Raw genomic sequence first — 15,188 nt, forward strand, 5'->3', positions numbered from 1 at the left:
CCCGGGACGCCGCCTGCGCAGCCGCCGACGGCGGGCCGCCGGCGCGGCGGCGACGGCCGCCGCCGTGGCCGCCTCGGCGGGCCCCCGCGGTGGGGCCCCGTCGATCGTGACGGTGGGTTCGGTCATGCGACGATCGCCTCCTCCGGCAGGCGGTACGTGACGGTGACGTCTGCGGCGGTCACCAGCCGCCGGTCGTGGCCGACCTCGCGCTCCTCCCCCACCAGCCGCAGTGGCAGGGCGGCGTGGACGTCGGCGCTGGAGCGGGCCACCCGCAGCTCGACGTCCCCGGGTTCGACGATCCGGCGCCCGTGCAACCCGGTGAAGGCGGCGAGGTCGGCCGGGACCGTGAAGACGACCCGCGCGCTCTCGCCCGGCTCGAGTGCCACCCGCGCGTAGCCGACGAGCCGCACGACCGGCCGGGTCACCTGGGCGACCGGATCGTGCAGGTACAGCTGCACGACGTCGGCACCGTCGATCTCGCCGGTGTTGTGCACCGTCACCTCGACGGTGGTCTCGCCGTCGACGGGCCAGGCCGCACCGTCCACCACGCGCGCGTCCTCCCAGGCGAACGTCGCGTAGCCCAGGCCGTGCCCGAACGGGAACGCGGGCGTCGGGTCCAGGTTGGAGACCCCGGACCGCTGCCCGAGCGGGGCGGCCAGGTAGGTGGCCGGCTGGGCGCCCGGGTCGCGCGGCACGCTCACCGGGAGCCGGCCCGACGGCGAGACGGCCCCGGTCAGCACCTCCGCGACGGCCTGCCCGCCGCGCTGCCCGGGGAAGAACGCCTGGACGATCGCCGCGGCGCCGTCGACGAACTCCCCCAGCGCATACGGGCGGCCGGTGAGGAGCAGGACGACGACGGGCGTGCCGGTCGCCAGGACGGCCCGCAGCAGGTCGGGCTGGACGCCGGGCAGCATGAGGTCCGGGGCGTCACAGCCCTCCCCGGAGGTGCCGCGCCCGAACAGGCCGGCCCGGTCGCCGACGGCGACCACGCACACGTCCGCATGGCGCGCGGCGGCGACGGCGGCGGCAATGCCCGCGGTGTCCGGGTCGGTGACGTCGCAGCCGTGGGCGTGCACGACCCGCCCGTGCGCCTCCCGGAGCGCCTCGAGAACGGACGGGATGTCGACGCCCAGCCCGGTGCCGGGGTGGTGGACGCCCACGTGCGCCGGGAAGGAGTAGCAGCCGAGCATGGCCAGGGGCTCGTCGGCGAGCGGCCCCACCACCGCGACCCGCGCTCCCGGCGCCAGCGGAAGCACGTCGCGCGGGTTGCTCAGCAGGACGACCGACTCCCGCGCCAGGCGGAGCGCGACGTCACGGCCGGCCGGGCCGTCGAGCACCAGGCCCGCGACGTCCGCAGGCTGCGGGTCCCAGTCCTCGTCCAGCAGGCCGAGCTCCGCCTTCTGCGCGAGCACGCGCCGCGCGGCGCGGTCGACCAGCGCCTCGTCGACCTTCCCGGTCCGGACCGCCGCCAGCAGCGGCGCGCCGAACGCGTCGACGGTGGGCAGCTCCACGTCGACGCCTGCCGCGAGCGCGAGCGCGGCGGCGTGAGCCGGTCCGCCCGCGACCCGGTGCAGCGTCTCGAGGAACCGCACCCCGAAGTAGTCTGCGACGACCGTGCCCGTGAACCCCCACTCGTCCCGCAGCAGCTCGGTGAGCAGCCACGGGTCGGCGGCCGACGGCACGCCGTCGATCTCGGTGTAGGAGTGCATCACCGAGCGGGCCCCGCCGAGTCGCAGCGCGGCCTCGAACGGCGGGAGGACGACATCGGCGAGCTCGCGGCGGCCCATCGAGACCGGGGCGAGGTTGCGCGCGGCCCGCGAGGCCGAATAGCCGGCGAAGTGCTTGAGGGTGGCCACGACCCCGGCGCCCTCGAGGCCGCGCACGTAGGCGGCGCCGACGGTCGACACCAGGTAGGGGTCCTCGGAGATCGTCTCCTCGGTGCGGCCCCACCGGTGGTCCCGGGCCACGTCGAGCACCGGGGCCAGGCCCTGGTGGACGCCCGCCGCGCGCATGGAGGCGCCGATGCACGCCGCCATCTCCTCCACCAGCTCCGGGTCGAACGATGCGCCCCACGACAGCGGTACGGGATAGGCGGTGGCCTGCCATGCGGTGAAACCGGCCAGGCACTCCTCGTGGACGAGCGCCGGGATGCCGAACCGGCTCGCGGCGACGATCTGGGCCTGCGAGCGCGCGAGCGACCGCGCCGCCGTCACCGGCTCGACCGGCGCGGTGCCGAAGGGCCGCGTGAGCTGGCCGAGGCCGTGGCGGATGACGTCGTGGAAGACGAGGGGCTCGCCCGTCATCTCGGCCTGGCGCGGCGCGACCTCGCCGCCCGCGGCGTCCGCGCCGACCCACACGCCCACGAGCTGGGCGAGCTTCTCCTCGAGGGTCATGCGGCCCAGCAGGTCCTCGGCCCGGTCCTCCGGCGTCCGACGCGCGTCCCGCCAGGCCGGCACGCAGGTGCCTGCCGCGTCGGGCTCGCCGTTCGTGGTCATGGGACTTCCTCGTCTCCGGTCGCGACGGGCGCATGCCCTCGGAATGCCCTGCTGCCCGTCGCGCTGCTCGAAAATTTCGGCTCAGTCGCCGATAGTGGGCACACAAGGAAAGTAGGACCTAGGTCACCGGACCGTCAACCCTCACCAGGGACGACCGCGGCGGCGTCCGAAACTCGTGCGGCGAGCCACTGCCGAGCTGCCGAGTTCTGCTACCGTCGCTCCGATAGTTGCGACGGCGGTCCGCGCCGCGACCACCACCCCGGGGGACCTCACCGATGCCGAACTCTCGTCCCAGAAGTCGGGCGGGCACGCCGAACGGGACGGCGACGATCTCCTCGATCGCCGCCGAGATCGGAGTGTCCGTCCCGACCGTCTCGAAGGTGCTCAACGGCCGCGCCGACGTCGCGCCCGAGACCCGGGCGCGGATCGAGGAGGCGCTGACCCGCCACCAGTACAAGCGGCGCAACCGGGGCCCCGCCACGATCGGCCCGCCGCTGATCGACCTCGCCTTCCACGAGCTCGACTCCGCGTGGTCCATCGAGATCATCCGCGGGGTCGAGACCGCCGCGGCGGGCGACGGAGTCGGCGTCGTCCTCTCCGAGCTCGGGGGCAAGCACCGGCCGCAGCAGGACTGGCTCGACGCCGTGCTCGCCCGCAGGCCGATCGGGGTCATCCTCGTGCTGTCGAGCCTCGGGCAGGAACAGCAGGACCAGCTGGAGAGCCGGTCCATCCCCTTCGTCGTCGTCGACACCGCCGGTGACCTCCCGGCCGGGGTCCCCACGGTCGGATCGAACAACTGGGCGGGCGGGCTCGCCGCCACCCGCCACCTGATCGGCCTGGGCCACCGGCGCCTCGCCGTCATCTCCGGCCCCTCGGACGTGTTGTGCTCCCGCGCGCGCATCGACGGGTTCCGCAGCGCGCACGACGAGGCCGGCATGGCCGTCGACGCGTCCCTCATCCGCCACGGCGACTTCTACGTCGACGGCGGCTACCAGCACGGCAGGAAGCTGCTGGCCCGGCCCGACCGGCCCACCGCCGTCTTCGCCGGCTCCGACATGCAGGCGCTGGGCGTGCTGCGGGCGGCTCGCGAGCTGGGCCTGGAGGTGCCGCGGGACCTGTCGATCGTCGGCTACGACGACCTCCCGCTGAGCGGGTGGATCGGGCCGGCGCTCACCACCGTCCACCAGCCGCTGCAGGACATGGCCACCACGGCCACGCGCATGCTCCTCGACCTGGCGCACGGCGACACCCCCGCGCTGCGCCGCGTGGAGCTCGCCACCGAGCTGGTCGTGCGCGAGAGCACCGCGCCGCCGCCCGGCACCTGAGATCCGGCCCGAGACGACGCCCGAAGAACGCCCGAAAGACGACGAGGACGCCCGCATGGCGCAGTTCGACCTCCCCCTGGACCGGCTCGAGACCTACCTGCCCGACGTCCGGGAGCCCGCCGACTTGGACGCGAGCTGGGCGGGCACCCTCGAGGCGGCGCGCGCCCTCCCCCCGGTCGTCGACCTCCGCCCGGTCGACACCGGGCTCACGCTGGTCGACACCTGGGACGTCACCTTCGCGGGGTTCGACGGCCAGCCGGTCAAGGCGTGGTTCTCCCGCCCCGCGGGCCGCGACGACGCGCTCCCGGCGGTCGTCGAGTACCTCGGCTACGGGCGCGGCCGCGGCCTGCCCCACGAGCGCCTCGCCTGGACCAACGCCGGGTACGCGCACCTGCTCATGGACAGCCGCGGCCAGGGCGGGCAGTACGGCTCCGGGGGCGACACCCCCGACCCGGTGGGCTCCGGCCCGTCCGCCCCGGGGTTCCTCACCCGCGGTGTCCTCGACCCGGCGCAGCACTACTACCGCCGCCTCGTCACCGACGCGGTGCGCGCCGTCGATGCCGCGCGAGCACTGCCGGGTGTCGACGCCCACCGGGTCGCCGCGGCCGGCAACAGCCAGGGCGGCGGCCTCGCGATCGCCGTCGCCGGCCTCGTCCCGGACCTCACCACGGTGCTGGCGAGCGTGCCGTTCCTCTGCCACGTCGAACGCGCGCTGGAGATCACCGAGCAGCACCCGTGGGGCGAGCTCGTCCAGTACCTGTCGGTGCACCGCGGCGCGGTGGACGCGGTGCTGCACACGCTCTCCTACGTCGACGGGGTCAACTTCGCGCGCCGCGCCACCGCGCCGGCGCTGTTCGCCGTCGGGCTGCGCGACATGATCTGCCCGCCGTCCACGGTGTTCGCGGCCTACAACCACTACGGCGCCGCACCGCGGGACCGGCGGATCGCGGTGTACCCCTTCAACGGGCACGAGGGCGGCGACGCCGTGCACGCGCGGCGCCAGCTCGACTGGCTGCGCGCGGTGCTGCCGCCGACCGCCGATCAGCCGGCCCGATCGGCCGATGCGGCCGATGCGGCCGGCCGGCCCAACGGCAGCAGCGCCAGGAACGAGCCCAGTCCGAACACTCCCGCCACCACGATGGCCCACGTGTACCCGCCGGTGGCATCGACGAGGAACCCCGCCAACGGCGGCCCGAACAGCGCGCCGGCCCCGCCCGCGGTGTAGACGAGCCCGACCAGTCCGCCGAGGCCGCGCAGCCCGAACACCTCGGCGATCACGGTCGGCTGCAGCGCGATCCAACCGCCGTAGCCGATCCCGAGCACGACGGTGAACACCAGCAGCATCGGCCACGAGCGGGCCGGCAGCCACACGGCGAACGACAGGGCGAGCACCGCGAAGCACAGCTGGTAGGTGCGGATCCTTCCGAGGCGGTCGGCGAGCGGGCCGATCGCGAGCCTGCCGGCGACGCTCGCCATCCCGATCGCCCCGACGAGCCCGGCCGCGGCGACGGGTTCGACCCCGACCGCCACGGCGTACCCGGGCAGGAACACGAACGGCACGAACAGCGCCAGCGAGGCGAGCAGCGTGGACGCGTACATCGACCGGAACGGGACGGTCCGCACGAGGGTGCGCACCGGCAGCGGAGCGTCCCCGGTGGCCTCCGGCGGGCGCTGCACCACGAGCGCGCAGAGCACCAGCAGCGCGGCGCCGGCGATCCCGAGCACGACGTGGGCCTGCCGCCACCCGCCTGCCTCGATCAGCACGGCCGCGACCGGGGCGCCGACGAGGGTCCCGACACCGATGCCGGCGACCGCCACCGCCAGCGCGGTCGCCCGGCGCCGCGTGAACCAGCCACCCACGGCGGCCACCATCGGCACGTAGCCGCACGCGACCGCGATGCCGACACCGAGCCCGTAGGACAGGTAGCCCATCCACAGCTCGGTCACGACCGAGGTGACCAGGAGCCCGACGAGCAGCGCGGCGGCCCCGACCAGCAGCACCGGGCGCGGGCCGAACCGGTCGGCCGCGCGCCCGCTCACCGAGCCGAGGACGAACCAGCAGCACGCGGTGATCGAGAAGACCACCGACGTCGCGCCATTGCCCGCGCCGAACTCGGCGGCCATCGGGGTGAAGAATGCGCCGAAGCCGTAGGCGATCCCGAACACGACCGCCATCGACACGAACGCCGCGGCGACGCTGAGCCAGCCGCGTGCGGAGTCGAGTGCGGGATGCGCCGTCCCCGGCCTCGTCGCCATGGCCGGAGCGTACGTCCCGGGACCCGGCACTTGTCGGATGCAGGATGCATTCCCTAGCGTCGGTGGTGCCGATCACACCTCCCGACGACGAGAGGACGCTCCATGGCACTCGACGAGGCGACCACCGCGTTCCTGACCCAGATGGCGGAGAGCGGCCGGCCGCCGCTGCACGAGTTGACCCCCATGGAGGCCCGCGGCCTCGGCGAGGCGCTGCGGGAGATGTACGGCTCCGGCCCCGAGGTCGGCGGCGTCACCGAGGACACGGTGCCGGTGGACGGCGGGCAGATCCCGGTCCGGATCCTCACACCGCACGGCCCGCCCCGGGCAGTGATCGTCTACTACCACGGCGGCGGCTGGGTCATCGGCGCCCTCGACGAGTACGACACGCTCGCGCGGCAGATGGTGGAACGCACCGGTGCCGCGGTGGTGCTGGTCGACTACCGGCTCGCCCCCGAGCACCGCTACCCCACCGCACCGAACGACGCCTGGGCCGCCCTGCGGTGGGTCGACGAGCGGATCGAGCGGATCGCGGGCGCCCGGGTGCCGCTGATCGTCGCGGGCGACAGCGCCGGCGGGAACCTCTCCGCGGTCGTCGCGCAGCGCGCGAAGGCCGAGGGCGGCCCTGCCATCGCCCTGCAGGTGCTCGTGTACCCGGTCACCGACGCCGACCTCGACAACGCCAGCTACGTCGATCCGGCCAACCAACTGCTGCTCAGCCGCGACTCCATGATCTGGTTCTGGGACCACTACGCGCCCGAGCCCGGCGACCGGAAGAACCCCGACGCCTCCCCGCTGCAGGCCCCCGACCTGTCCGGGCTGCCGCCCGCCGTCGTGCTCACCGCCGAGCACGACGTCCTGCGCGACGAGGGCGAGGCCTACGCCGACCGGCTGGAGGAGGCCGGCGTCCCGGTGCGTCGCCGCCGGTTCACGGGGCAGATGCACGGCTTCTTCCAGATGGTGAACCTGCTGCCCGGTGCGGCCGCGGGGCTCGCCCATGTCTCCGACGAGATCGACCGGCACCTGGCCGCCGAGCAGACCCCGGCCCGATGACAGGCGTCCGGAGCGTGGACGCGGTCGTCGTCGGGGCCGGCCTGTCCGGGCTCTACCAGCTGCACCGCCTGCGCGGGCTCGGCCTGACCACCCGCGTGCTCGAGGCCGCCGACGGCGTGGGGGGCACGTGGTACTGGAACCGCTACCCCGGCGCGCGCTGCGACGTCGAGAGCATGTCCTACTCGTACTCGTTCTCCCCGGAGCTCGAGCAGGAGTGGACGTGGTCGGAGAAGTACGCGACGCAGCCGGAGATCCTGCGCTACGTGGAGCACGTGGCCGACCGCTTCGACCTGCGCCGCGACATCACCTTCGGCACGCGCGTGACGAGCGCGGTCTACGACGAGCGCTCGCGGCGCTGGCAGGTCGACACCGACACGGGTGAGTCGGTCGACACCCAGTACCTGATCATGGCGACCGGGTGCCTCTCGGTGTCGAAGGCTCCCGAGATCCCCGGCGCCGACCGCTTCGCCGGGTCGATCCACCACACCGGCCACTGGCCGCACGAGGGCGTCGACTTCACCGGCCTGCGGGTCGGCGTGATCGGCACCGGCTCGTCCGGCATCCAGTCCATCCCGATCATCGCGGCGCAGGCGGCGGACCTGACCGTCTTCCAGCGCACGCCCAACTTCTCGATGCCGGCGGGCAACCGGCCGCTGACCGACGCGGAGGTCGCCGAGCGGAAGGCCGACTACCGGGCCTGGCGGGCGGCGCAGCGCACCTCGCACTCCGGCATCCCGCGGCCGCTCGCCACCCGGTCGGCGCTGGAGGTGTCCGACGCCGAGCGCACGGCGGCCTACCAGGCGGGCTGGGAACGCGGCGACCTGGTCAGCATCATCGGCGCCTACACCGACACCCTGCTCGACAAGGCGTCCAACGACCTGGCCGCCGAGTTCGTCCGCGGCAAGATCCGCGCCGCAGTGCGCGACCCGGAGCTCGCCGAGACGCTCTCGCCGCGCAGTTTCCCCTACGGCACGAAGCGGCCGTGCCTCGACAGCGGCTACTACGAGACGTTCAACGAGCCGCACGTGCACCTGGTGGACCTGCACCGGACCCCGCTGGCCGAGATCACCGAGCGCGGTGTGCGCACGTCCGACCGAGAGTACGCGTTCGACACGATCGTGTTCGCCACCGGGTTCGACGCGATGACCGGCGCGCTCACCGCCGTCGACATCCGCGGCCGCGGGGGCGTCTCGCTCCGGGAGAAGTGGGGCGAGGGGCCGCGGACGTACCTCGGGCTCGCGGTCGCCGGGTTCCCGAACCTGTTCACGATCACCGGCCCGTCCAGCCCCTCGGTGCTGTCGAACATGATCGTCTCCATCGAGCAGCACGTCGACTGGGTCACCGACTGCATCGCGCACCTGCGCGAGCAGGGGCTCACCGAGGTCGAGGCGACCGTCGAGGCCGAGGACGAGTGGGTCGCCCACGTCGAGGAGGCGGGCAACGCGACCCTCTACCCCACCGCCGACTCCTGGTACATGGGCGCCAACGTGCCGGGCAAGCCGCGGGTGTTCCTCGCCTACGTCGGAGGGGTCGGGGTGTACCGCGAGCGGTGCGACGCGGTGGCCGCCGACGGCTACGCGGGGTTCCGTCTGGCACGATGACCGCCCGGCCCGGACCCACGGAGCGTGCCATGTCGTTCGCCGTCCCCCTGACGCGGCGGGAGGCCGTGCTGCGGCAGCTGCGGGAGGAGATCGTCAGCGCCGCGCTGCCGGCCGGCACCGTGATCAAGGACGCCGAGGTGGCCGCGCGCCTCGGGGTGAGCATCACCCCGGTGCGCGAGGCCATCGCCCAGCTCGCCGCCGAGGGCCTGATCGACATCGCGCCCAACCGCACCCGGCACGTCACCGGGCTGACGCAGAAGAGCGCGCTCGAGCTGGTCGACGTGATGATGGTGCTGGCCTGCGCAGGCGTCGAATGGGGCGTGCACAACCTCACCGCCACCCACCTGGAGCGGATGCGGGCCCGGCTCGACGACTTCGTCGACGCCCTGCGCCGGGACGACGTCACCGCGGCCGGCGCGGCGGGCGCCGACTTCAGCACCATCATGATCATGGCGAGCGGCAACCGGGAGCTGCAGACCCACGTCGACCTCGTCGTCGCCCGCACGCTGCGCCTGCTCGCCCACACCGCGCGGGGGGACGCATGGCAGGTCTGGGTGGACGGCTACACCGAGACGCTCGCCCTGCTGGAGCGGGGCGAGTGCGACGCCGCCGTGGCCCGCTACCGGCAGATCTACCGCGACTACCGGGCGCGGGTGGAGGCACTGCTCTACGAGAGCTGAGCCGCGTCCCCGGTCCTGGCGTCGTACTCCGCCCGGAGCACGCGCTTGAGCAGCTTCCCCGACTCGGTGCGCGGCAGCTCCTCGCGCACCTCCCAGCTGCGGGGGCGCTTGTAGCCCGCCAGCCGTTCGGCGAGGTACGCCTCGAGCGCGGCGATCTCGAGCCGCCGCCCGGCCCGGGGCACGATCGCCGCGTGCACCGTCTGGCCCCACTCCGCCGACGGCACGCCGAACACCGCGGCGTCGAGCACGTCCGGGTGGCCGTGCAGCACCGCCTCCACCTCGGCCGGGTACACGTTCATGCCCCCGGTGATCACCAGGTCGCCGCTGCGGTCGCAGATGTACAGGTAGCCCTCCTCGTCGAGGTAGGCGACATCGCCCACGGACTTCCAGCCCTCGGCGTCACCCTCCGGCCCGCGCCCGTGGTAGCCGGAGAACGTCGACGCCGACCGCACGTACAGCTGTCCCGGCTCGCCCGCCGCGGCCTGCTCACCGTCCGGGCCGACGATCCGCAGTTCCACGCCGGGCACCGGCCGGCCGCACGACCCGGGTTTGCGCAGCTGGTCCTCCGGCTCGAGCACGGCGTCGACGCCCAACTCCGTTGAGCCGTAGACCTCGAACAGGAACCCCTCGCCGAGCGTCTCCGCCATCTCCTGCTTGAGCGCGTACGGGACCGGCGCCGCGTTGGCGACGAGTGAGCGCATCGACGACAGGTCCGCCCGCGCCAGTACCTCCGGCGGCAGTGCGACGATCCGTTTGAGCGGCGTCGGCGCCGTGAACGTGTTCGTGACGCGGTAGGTGCGGACGAGCTCGAGCCAGCGGGCGGCGTCGAACTTGCGCATCAGCACGATCGTGGCGCCGAGCAGATGGTTCAGGCTCGCCCAGGCCAGTGGGCCGGAGTGGTACAGCGGACCCGTCGTCAGGTGCACCTCGTCCCCCGGGCGCAGCCGCAGCAGCTGTACGAGGGTCGCGGTCATCGTCGGGTCGGTGCGGTCGCGCAGCGCGCCCTTGGGCCGGCCGGTGGTGCCCGACGTGTAGATCATCGCCGCGCCCGTCGAGGCGCCACCCGGCAGCGGGTCCGGTGCCCCGGAGGCGAGCACGTCGTCCCAGGCCAGGGCGCCCGCGGTCGGCGCTCCGCCGTACACGACGACGTGCCGGACGGCCGGCAGCGGCGCATCGGCGATCTTCGGCGCCTGCTCGGCGCCGATGACCACGACGCTCGCGCCGCTGTCGTCGATCATGTAGCGCATCTCCTCGCCGGTGAACCGGTAGGAGAGCGGCACGGCGACGAGACCCGCTTTCCGGGCCGCGTGCAGGATCGTGAGGACGGGAAGGCTGTTGGGACCGCACCAGACGATCCGGTCGCCCGGCGCGAGCCCGAGGGCGAGCAGGCCGCGGGCGAGGCGGTTGGCGGCGTCCTCGAGCTCGGCGAACGTGGTGCGCGTGCCGGTGTCGGGATCGATCACCGCGGGCTTCTGCCCGGCGGTGGCGGCGAGAGCGGTCAGCGGGTCGACGTCGGTGTCCGGTGCGGTGGCCACCACCCCACCCTGGCCGGGCGGGCTGCGATGCGGAAGCCCTGATCGCGACTCTTGGCACCGGGTGCGGCGTTCCGGCCCGGAGCGTCGGTGCCCCGTGCCACACTCGGCGCCATGACGGCCCTCCCCCAGCCGGAACCGCGGGCGCTACCGCTTCCGATGACGGTCGCCGAGTTCGTGGCACTGCCGGAGACCGATCACGGCCGACGCTACGAGCTGCAGGAAGGGTCGATCGTGATGGCGCCGAGCCCGGTCCCCGAGCACCAGCTCTGCCAGCATGCACTGCAGCTGCAACTGCACGACCAGGTGCCGCCGCACCTGCGGATCGTGCCGGCCGTCGACATCGACCTCGAGCTCGCCGCCCCTTCTGCGCCCGGCTGGGTGCGGATTCCCGACCTCGCGATCGTGACCCTCGCCGGGCTCGAACGGCGGCGGGCGGACGGAGGACTCCTTCGCGCGGGCGAGGTCGTCCTCGTCGTCGAGATCCTCTCCCCCGGCTCGGTGCGCACCGACCGCCTGATCAAGCACGACGAGTACGCCGACGCCGGCATCCCGCACTACTGGATGATCGAGTTCGAGGAGCGGGTGTCGCTCACCGCCTGCCACCGCGCCGGCGAGTTCGGCTACGCCGACGCCGCCCCCGTCACGGGCACGTTCACCGCCGAGGAGCCGTTCCCGGTGCGGTTGGAGCTCGATCGACTCGGGTGATCGCCGTACGGTGACCCGATGCGCAACCCCCGCTCGTGAAGGCCGCGGTCCGGCGGCTGCCGGGCGTGCAGGCGTTCCGGCGCCGGTTCATCTACCACTACGGCGAGCTGCTCACCGCGATGATCCGCCACCCCGACACCGTCAGGCGGATGGGCCGGGCCCGCTCGGAGCGGTTCATGCGCTCCCAGCTCACCGACCCGGAGGTGCGCGCGAGGGCGTGGCCGGACTACGCATTCGGCTGCAAGCGGGTGCTGTTCAGCTCCGACTACCTGCCCGCGCTGCAGCGGCCGAACGTCGACCTCGTCACCGAGAAGATCACCGGCCTCACCGCCACCGGCATCGAGACCGCCGACGGCGCCCACCACGAGGTCGACACGATCATCTGGGCCACCGGCTTCGCGACGACACGGTTCATATTCCCGATGGACGTGGTGGGCGCGGGTGGGCGGTCGCTCGCCGAGACGTGGGCGGACGAGCCGCGGGCCCACCTCGGGATCACCGTCCCGGGCTTCCCGTCGCTGTTCGTCATGTACGGGTCCGTTCCCGGGCACGGCCTGGACGCGCTGCGACTCCTGGTACCGCGACGCGTCCGGCCGGGTCGTCACGAACTGGCCGGGGTACATGCGCGAGTACGAGGCCCGCACCGCGCGGCTGCAGCCGGAGGAGTTCACGCTGATCCGACGACGACGCATCCGGGCATCCGGCTGTGGGCTCGCCGCGCCCTCACCGGCCCTCGGCCCGCAGCCGGGCGAGGAAGTCCACGTGGAGCTGGTCGAACTCGTCGACCTTCTCCCACTGCGGCCAGTGCCCGGCGTCGTCGATCACCGTGAGCTGCGCGCCCGGGATCCAGTCGCCGAGGACCTTGCCCTCGTCGATGGTTCCCGTGGGGTCGTGGGAGGTCCACATGACGAGCGTCGGACACTGGATCCGGCCGAGCCAGGACGGGTCCCAGTGGTAGGGCCTGCGCACCTCGGGGTCCTGCAGCGCGACGGTGTTCTCCATCGTCCGCACGTAGCCGGGCTGCGTGTAGATCGTGCGGCGGACGTCGACGATCTCGTCGGTGACCAGGGACGTGTCGTGGAACAGCCACTCGACGCGGGCCCGGACGCTCTCCGGACGGGCGGCCGCGTCGACGCCGGCCTTGACGCTGGACTCCCGCAGCGTGGTCATCACCTCGGGCCTCGCGGCGATGTTGCCGGGCGTGTTGAGGATCGCCCCGCGCACGCGGGCGGGGTGATGCGCCGCCGCCCATGCCGTCACCCAGCCACCCAGTGACTCCCCGGAGACGATGGGCAGCTCCAGACGGATCACCTTCTCCCGCCTCCAGGTAGCGGGTTCGCGTTCCGGCGGCGGCGGCGAAGCCGTAGCGCAGCGGGGTGCGCGAGAGCTCCTGCCAGATCGAGGGCACGGGCGACGGGGCCGGCGAGAGGGTCACAGTGATCTCCGATCGTGCGGCGGGGGTCAGCGGGTGCGGGCGGTCGTCACGCCGAAGCCGGCGATCCACTCGGGGATCGGCCGGTAGAACGAGGTGGTGACCGTGTAGGGGCCTGCGATGGACAGGGCGGCGTACGCCGTGATCCAGGTGCGGGACTCGTGGCTCGAGTGCCCGGCCTGCGCGGTGAAGTCCTCGACCGTCCAGGAGTCGGTGTCCGCGATCCGGCCGGCGGCGAGCAGGTGCATGAGGCGTTCGTCCCAGGCGGGGTTGAGCGGGGCGATGGTCGCGGTGCCCGCGGCGAAGTCGCGGCCGGTGGCGTAGACCCTCCTCCCGCGCCCGCCGCTGCTCCGGGGTGGGATGGCGCCCGGCGATCAGTCGCTCGGCGACCTCGGGCGGGGCCCCGTCGAGGCGCGGGACCGGCGGGTCGTGCGAGAGCCCGCCGGAGCCGACGACGAGCACGCGGCGGTCCAGCGTGGACACCGCGCGACCGATCGCCTCGCCGAGCCGCCGGCAGCGCGACACCGGACCCAACGGCTCGGCCACCGAGTTGACGAAGACGGGCACGACCGGAACGGCGTCGACGGCGCCGAACAGGATCTCCAACGGCTGGGCGAACCCGTGGTCGACGTACATGCGCTCGGAGTGGGCGAGGTCGATCTCCTCGGCCAGCGCTGCCCGGACGACGGTGGACGCCGCGTCGCGGTCCACCCGCAGCTCGCCCGAGGAGGTGCCGTAGTCACCGACCGAACGGGCCGCGGTGCCGACGCAGAACGGCGGCATCATGTCATAGAAGAACCCGTTGTAGTGGTCGGGCGCGACGAGCACGACCAGGTCCGGACCGAACCGGTCGATCTCCGCCCGCGCGGCGTCGAACGCGTCCTCGACGGCGGCGGCGACCTCGGGCGACGGGTCGTTGACCCCCATCAGGGGCGAGTGGGAGAGCGTGCACAGCGCCAGTGCCATGACGGCTCCTTTCCGGGTTCGTGAGCGGGTGTGGCCACGGACGCAAGCGACGCTAGGAGCGGATCGCAGTGGCGTCTAAGCTTCTTCTCCGTCGCCATCGATAGCCGGCGAGCTATCGGTTCCTCGCCGTCGAGAGGGTCGGCCATGAAGCTCGACAACCGCATCTCGCTGCAGAAGCTCGAGGTCCTGTGCCTGGTGGTGGAGCTCGGCGGGGTGCACCGGGCGGCCGAGCGACTCTTCGTCGCGCAGCCGGTGGTCAGCGCGCACCTGCGTCCCTGCAGGAGCGCGTCGGGGCACAGCTGTTCGTGAAGGACGGGCGGCGGCTCAAGCTCACCGAGGCAGGGGAGGCCGTGTACGAGTGGGCCAAGGAGGTGCTCGGTCGTCGCGAGGTCCTCGCCCGCGAGATCGAGGACCTGGCCGACGGCGCCTCCGGGACCGCGGTGGTCGCCGCCAGCATGTCCGTGGGCAACTACTTCCTGCCACCGCCGGTCATCGCCTTCGCCCGGTCCCATCCGCGAGCGCGGGTGACGCTGCTGGTCTCCGATCCCGAGGCCGCCCTGCGCCGGACCGAGGCGGGGGAATGCGACTTCTGCGTGGTGATGCTGACCGACATGCCGGTGGACCCGGACGTCTTCGTCGCCGAGCCGCTCGGGCGCGACGACCTCGTCGTCATCACCGCCCCCGACAGCGACGTCCCGGACGTGATCCCACCCGGGCGGCTCGAGGAGCTGCCGGCCGTCTGCCCGCCTCCGGGCCTCGCGATCCGGCGGCTCCAGGAAGCCGCACTCCGCGGGATCGGGGTGCACTACCGGCCCGTCGCGATCGAACTGGGCAGTGCCGAAGGCATCAAGCAGGCCGTGGCGGCCGGACTCGGGGTGGCACTGCTGTCCCGCACCTCGGTCCGGGCCGATCTGGCCTGCGGCGCGCTGCGCGAGGTCCGCGTCGAGGGCGCGGTGATGTCCGAACAGCTGCAGATGATCCGGCGGGCGAGCAAGAGGCTCTCGCCCCTGCAATCGGCGCTGGCCGACGAGATCCGTTCCGCGGTCGGCACGATCATGGTGGACCATCCGATAGTCGTGTGACTATCGAAGGACGTCCATCTTCGGCTTAGACCCCCTGTCGAGCCGCACCTACCGTCCCTGC

General features: G+C 73.5%; 13 protein-coding genes and 2 pseudogenes. 9 read left to right on the top strand and 6 right to left on the bottom strand.

Annotation, left to right across the window (positions count from 1 at the left end):
• Positions 1-122 precede the first annotated feature (122 nt).
• On the bottom strand, positions 123-2,495 hold the full coding sequence (locus KME75_RS00005; RefSeq protein WP_219412367.1) for a beta-xylosidase/alpha-l-arabinosidase: 2,373 nt from the start codon (positions 2,493-2,495) through the stop codon (positions 123-125).
• Positions 2,496-2,770: 275 nt separating this feature from the next.
• On the opposite strand from KME75_RS00005, the gene KME75_RS00010 reads away from it, so the two are divergent.
• Positions 2,771-3,820 carry a LacI family DNA-binding transcriptional regulator gene (locus tag KME75_RS00010; protein ID WP_219412368.1) on the top strand — a complete coding sequence of 350 codons (1,050 nt, stop codon included), beginning with the start codon at positions 2,771-2,773 and terminating at the stop codon, positions 3,818-3,820.
• 55 nt (positions 3,821-3,875) lie between these two features.
• Positions 3,876-4,826 (top strand): annotated as a pseudogene (locus tag KME75_RS00015) (acetylxylan esterase); the annotation flags it as partial.
• A gap of 35 nt (positions 4,827-4,861) precedes the next feature.
• Here KME75_RS00015 and KME75_RS00020 read toward each other — a convergent pair.
• Positions 4,862-6,076 carry an MFS transporter gene (locus KME75_RS00020; protein ID WP_219412369.1) on the bottom strand — a complete coding sequence of 405 codons (1,215 nt, stop codon included), beginning with the start codon at positions 6,074-6,076 and terminating at the stop codon, positions 4,862-4,864.
• Between the two features lie 102 nt (positions 6,077-6,178).
• On the opposite strand from KME75_RS00020, the gene lipP1 reads away from it, so the two are divergent.
• From lipP1 to KME75_RS00035, 3 genes are read left to right on the top strand one after another with little or no spacing between them, the layout of a single operon-like run.
• Positions 6,179-7,126, top strand: coding sequence for a LipP1 family hormone-sensitive lipase (gene lipP1, locus KME75_RS00025; protein WP_219412370.1), 948 nt, complete (start codon positions 6,179-6,181; stop codon positions 7,124-7,126).
• On the top strand, positions 7,123-8,727 hold the full coding sequence (locus KME75_RS00030; RefSeq protein WP_219412371.1) for a flavin-containing monooxygenase: 1,605 nt from the start codon (positions 7,123-7,125) through the stop codon (positions 8,725-8,727). The genes lipP1 and KME75_RS00030 overlap by 4 nt, the downstream gene beginning before the upstream one ends.
• Positions 8,728-8,756: 29 nt before the next feature.
• Positions 8,757-9,407 carry a GntR family transcriptional regulator gene (locus KME75_RS00035; RefSeq protein WP_219412372.1) on the top strand — a complete coding sequence of 217 codons (651 nt, stop codon included), beginning with the start codon at positions 8,757-8,759 and terminating at the stop codon, positions 9,405-9,407.
• On the opposite strand, the gene KME75_RS00040 is transcribed toward KME75_RS00035, so the two are convergent.
• On the bottom strand, positions 9,395-10,942 hold the full coding sequence (locus tag KME75_RS00040) for a class I adenylate-forming enzyme family protein (protein ID WP_219412373.1): 1,548 nt from the start codon (positions 10,940-10,942) through the stop codon (positions 9,395-9,397). The genes KME75_RS00035 and KME75_RS00040 overlap by 13 nt on opposite strands.
• Before the next feature lie 111 nt (positions 10,943-11,053).
• Between KME75_RS00040 and KME75_RS00045 the strand changes: the two genes are divergently transcribed.
• On the top strand, positions 11,054-11,647 hold the full coding sequence (locus KME75_RS00045) for a Uma2 family endonuclease (protein WP_219412374.1): 594 nt from the start codon (positions 11,054-11,056) through the stop codon (positions 11,645-11,647).
• 35 nt (positions 11,648-11,682) lie between these two features.
• Positions 11,683-12,477 carry an NAD(P)/FAD-dependent oxidoreductase gene (locus KME75_RS00050; RefSeq protein WP_219412375.1) on the top strand — a complete coding sequence of 265 codons (795 nt, stop codon included), beginning with the start codon at positions 11,683-11,685 and terminating at the stop codon, positions 12,475-12,477.
• Here KME75_RS00050 and KME75_RS00055 read toward each other — a convergent pair.
• The 3 genes and pseudogenes from KME75_RS00055 to KME75_RS42395 form a co-directional block, all read right to left on the bottom strand.
• Positions 12,371-12,958, bottom strand: a complete 588-nt coding sequence (locus KME75_RS00055) for an alpha/beta fold hydrolase (RefSeq protein WP_219412376.1) — start codon at positions 12,956-12,958, stop codon at positions 12,371-12,373. The genes KME75_RS00050 and KME75_RS00055 overlap by 107 nt on opposite strands.
• Positions 12,959-13,108: 150 nt before the next feature.
• Positions 13,109-13,327: a class III extradiol ring-cleavage dioxygenase family protein gene (locus KME75_RS42390; protein ID WP_246631179.1), complete on the bottom strand. Its 219-nt coding sequence runs from the start codon at positions 13,325-13,327 to the stop codon at positions 13,109-13,111.
• A gap of 136 nt (positions 13,328-13,463) precedes the next feature.
• Positions 13,464-14,045, bottom strand: a pseudogene (locus KME75_RS42395) (3-carboxyethylcatechol 2,3-dioxygenase); the annotation flags it as partial.
• A 144-nt stretch (positions 14,046-14,189) separates the two neighbouring features.
• Here KME75_RS42395 and KME75_RS00065 point away from each other — a divergent pair.
• Both KME75_RS00065 and KME75_RS00070 read left to right on the top strand, forming a co-directional pair.
• Positions 14,190-14,354, top strand: a complete 165-nt coding sequence (locus tag KME75_RS00065) for a helix-turn-helix domain-containing protein (RefSeq protein ID WP_219412377.1) — start codon at positions 14,190-14,192, stop codon at positions 14,352-14,354.
• Positions 14,351-15,127, top strand: coding sequence for a LysR substrate-binding domain-containing protein (locus KME75_RS00070; protein ID WP_219412378.1), 777 nt, complete (start codon positions 14,351-14,353; stop codon positions 15,125-15,127). The genes KME75_RS00065 and KME75_RS00070 overlap by 4 nt, the downstream gene beginning before the upstream one ends.
• Positions 15,128-15,188 lie beyond the last annotated feature (61 nt).

This window comes from Pseudonocardia nigra (assembly GCF_019396355.1).
In the GTDB taxonomy this organism is placed as follows: Bacteria; Actinomycetota; Actinomycetes; order Mycobacteriales; family Pseudonocardiaceae; genus Pseudonocardia; species Pseudonocardia nigra.